General features: G+C 36.7%; 5 protein-coding genes. All 5 read right to left on the reverse strand.

From position 1 onward, the window contains the following. Positions 1–466: sigma 54-interacting transcriptional regulator (locus tag A5N85_RS11465; RefSeq protein WP_169818664.1), on the reverse strand; the 466-nt coding region annotated here is incomplete at its 3' end. Next, a complete protein-coding gene (locus A5N85_RS11470) occupies positions 381–923 on the reverse strand; it encodes a response regulator (RefSeq protein WP_211268187.1) in 543 nt (180 codons plus the stop codon). The genes A5N85_RS11465 and A5N85_RS11470, both read right to left, overlap by 86 nt. Before the next feature lie 297 nt (positions 924–1,220). Further along, positions 1,221–2,114 (reverse strand): LysR family transcriptional regulator, encoded by an 894-nt coding sequence (locus A5N85_RS11475; RefSeq protein ID WP_072577348.1) that lies wholly within the window; start codon positions 2,112–2,114, stop codon positions 1,221–1,223. Positions 2,115–2,248: 134 nt separating this feature from the next. Beyond that, complete coding sequence (gene pstB / locus A5N85_RS11480) at positions 2,249–3,058, reverse strand: phosphate ABC transporter ATP-binding protein PstB (protein ID WP_072577349.1); 810 nt, start codon at positions 3,056–3,058, stop codon at positions 2,249–2,251. Positions 3,059–3,091: 33 nt separating this feature from the next. After that, positions 3,092–3,552 (reverse strand): ABC transporter permease subunit (locus A5N85_RS11485; protein ID WP_084601767.1); only part of this gene is annotated, 461 nt, incomplete at its 5' end.

Below are 3,552 nucleotides of genomic sequence, written 5' to 3' on the forward strand. Positions count from 1 at the left end.
CTAACAGTTCAGGAACATCTGCGCTATGCTCCTCAAGTGTCGGTAGGTTTAATGACGCAATGGTTAAATGATCAAATAATTCTGGCTTTAATTGCTCTCTTAGCATTGAAGCAGAGAAGCGACTAGCACAAATTAAGCGTAATTCAATATTTTGCTGCCCTAGTTCTCCATTAGGAATATAGCTATGATTTTCAATTAAATTAAGTAAAGATTCTTGTGTTTCTTCATTTAATTGAGCTATTTCGTCTAAATAGAGTGTTCCTCCTCTTGCTTGTGTAATTAAACCTAGATGTTTTTCGCTACCATTTAAAGCAGATAATATGTGGTTAGAATCCATGGCAGATAGGTTTGCAACAACAAATTTACCTTCTTTCCATTGGCTATGCTGATGGATATAGCGCGCAATATGTTGTTTCCCACTTCCTGCTTGACCAGCAATTAGTAAAGGAATATTTTTTTTTAGCAAAAATATCTGCTTTTTCACGCAAGGCTGACATAACGGATGTTTTTCCAATAATTTCTATTGGTGGATCAATTTGAGCTTTTAGATTTGCATTTTGATTAATTAATTCTTGAGTTTGCAATGCTCTTTCAATAGTCAGTAATAATTTTGAGGTAGATAATGGCTTTTCTAGAAAGTAATAAGCCCCTAATTTGGTTGCTTCGACTGCTGTTTCAATCGTACCGTGTCCACTCATCATGATCACAGGAGCGCTTAATTGATTTTCATTTTGCCATTCTCTTAGAAGAGTTATGCCATCCATATCTGGCATCCAGATATCTAATAAAATTAAATCTGGCTGATGTGCAGCATATTGTACTTTAGCTTGTTCAGCATTTTCAGCATGTAATGTATGATAGCCTTCGTCTTCTAAAATATCGATCAGGCTTTCACGTATCATTTCTTCGTCATCTATTATCAAGACAGTTGCAGGAGATAGCTGTTTCATAGAAAATTAATGGAAAAATAAAATCTATTCTAGCATTATCAGAAACTTTTATAACCCATACATTCTTAGCGTTTTGCGAATGTAGTCTTAGTTTCTTATAAAAGAATAGTTTAGGTAATGAAAGACTACAGTTTTTATTTTTGGTAGTGGTTTGAAAAGTATGCTGAACTACAACTCAATAATTTCAATAACAATAAAATATCTAAATTTCAATATATTGCGGTGATATTCTTTTACAGAAATTACTCAGCATATTTTTTAAACCACTATCTATTTTTTATCATTTTGTTTGGAAGAGATTTCTATAAAGTCTTTGATATAATCAATTTTTTGATCGACTTCTCTCATTCCAATATAGATGTGCTTATGGATACCTTGATGACCGAGTGGACGCATTGTTAGTGAAAACTGGTCAGCACGTTCCGCAATTAACCAAGCTGGTAATGCCGTTATTCCTCTACTAGCTGCTACCATTGCGAGTAAAATTTCCGTTGTTTCTGCTGTTTTGTGATGTTTTACAAAATAATTTGCAGGTAATAAAAATTGTTGGAAAATATCTAATCTCTCTGGTGGGACAGGATAGGTAAATAAAGTTTGATTTTGTAAATCTTCTGGAAAAATTCTTTGTTTTTGTGCTAAGGGATGAGCGGTATTCATGACCAACATGAGTTCATATGGAAATACTGGTGTAAATATCAGTCCATCAGAAAAAACCGGATCGGGCGTAATTAAAATATCTACTTCATAGGCAAATAATGCGGCAATACCTTTAAATTGGAATTGCTGACGAACATCTACATCTACATTTTTCCATTTCTCAAGATAAGGTCTAACATTTTTAATTAACCATTGGTAGCAAGGATGACATTCCATTCCAATTCTTAAGTCACCTTGAAGTCCTAGAGAAAAGCGTTGTAATTGGTCTTCTGCATGTTCAAATTGTGGTAAAAGTCGCTGAGATAGTTGATATAAATATTCTCCAGCTCTTGTTAATCGAACTTTTCTTCCAGATTTTTCCCATATTGCTGCACCGAGATTATCTTCAAGACGCTTAATGGTGTGAGAGAGTGCAGGCTGCGTTAAGAATAATTTTTGTGCTGCGAGAGTTAAGGTTCCTGTTTCAACAACTGCTTTAACGATTTCTAAATGATGACGCTCTAGCATGGCTTCCCTTATTTTTAATTTTTATCGTAATTATAAGGATAATTTTTGCTATATGTGAGAAAAATTATCATTTAAGAAAATTTTTAGGGGCTTCATCTCATCTTTGCTGATGAGATGAAAAATATTTTTGAAAATTAACCAAATTTTCCAGTGATGTAGTCTTCGGTTTCTTGTCTGCCCGGTTTGGTGAAAATTTTATCTGTGGCATCAATTTCGACTAATTCGCCAAGGTACATATAGGCAGTAAAATCAGAACAACGCGCAGCTTGTTGCATGTTATGAGTAACAATCGCAATGGTGTAATCTTGTTTGAGTTCATCTATGAGTTCTTCTATTGCAGCGGTAGAAATAGGGTCAAGCGCTGAGGTTGGCTCATCAAGTAAAATAACTTCAGGTTGTGCTGCAATGGCGCGCGCAATACATAATCGTTGTTGCTGTCCACCAGAAAGAGAGGAACCTGGCTGTTTGAGTTTGTCTTTGACTTCGTTCCAAAGAGCAGCGCGTTTAAGGGCACTTTCAACACGATCATCCATTTCACTGCGACTCATTTTGGCATAAAGTTTGGCACCAAAAAGGACGTTATCATAAATGCTCATAGGAAATGGGGTAGGGGCTTGAAATACCATTCCGACTTTGGCTCTAAGAAGATTTAAGTCTTGCTTTTCGGAAAGAATATTGTCGCCATCTAGCAAAATTTCACCTTCTGCTCGTTGCCCAGGATAAAGGCTGTACATCCGATTAAGAACTCGTAGTAGTGTGGATTTACCACAACCTGAAGGACCAATAAAAGCAGTAACTTTTTTTTCAGGAATGGTGAGTTGAATATTCTTTAGAGCATGAAATTTTCCATAGTAAAAATCCAGCTGATTGACCTGAATTTTTGCTGGCTGACGGTTAAGCGATTTGTCAGTGGTTTCTAAAGTATCGGTAAGTGGAGTATGCATAGCTTGAAAATTCATAGGCGTACAGTCATGTTATTATAAATGTTTTCCGCTGAGATAGCGGGCGGTAATGTTGGCAATAAGTACAGCGAGTGTAATGAGAAACGCAGCAGCCCAAGCAAGGTCAATGAGATTTTGATACGCACCTAGTGCTGAATTAAAAATCATCACAGGTAAATTTGCCATTGGGCGACTCATATCTGTACTGAAGAATTGATTATTTAGCGCGGTAAAGAGTAGAGGGGAAGTTTCGCCAGAGATTCGGGCAAAAGCGAGAATAATGCCGGTTAATACCCCCGTTTTTGCGGCTTTTAAGGTAACATTTAAAGTTAATTTCCACTTAGGCGTACCAAGTGCATAAGCCGCTTCGCGCAGACGGTCAGGTACTAAATTAAGCATATTTTCAGTGGTACGAACTACAACAGGGATAACGAGTAGCGATAAAGCAACAGAGCCAGCCCAGCCAGAATAGCCCGGTAATTGAGGTTTGACCATCA

Origin of the sequence: Suttonella ornithocola (assembly GCF_001889065.1) — a bacterium.
In the GTDB taxonomy this organism is placed as follows: Bacteria; Pseudomonadota; Gammaproteobacteria; order Cardiobacteriales; family Cardiobacteriaceae; genus Suttonella_A; species Suttonella_A ornithocola.

Bases quoted from the DNA above. Each gene is read 5' to 3' on its own strand.
- pstB (WP_072577349.1), bottom strand. From the start codon at position 3,058: ATGCATACTCCACTTACCGATACTTTAGAAACCACTGACAAATCGCTT.
- A5N85_RS11475 (WP_072577348.1), bottom strand. From the start codon at position 2,114: ATGCTAGAGCGTCATCATTTAGAAATCGTTAAAGCAGTTGTTGAAACA.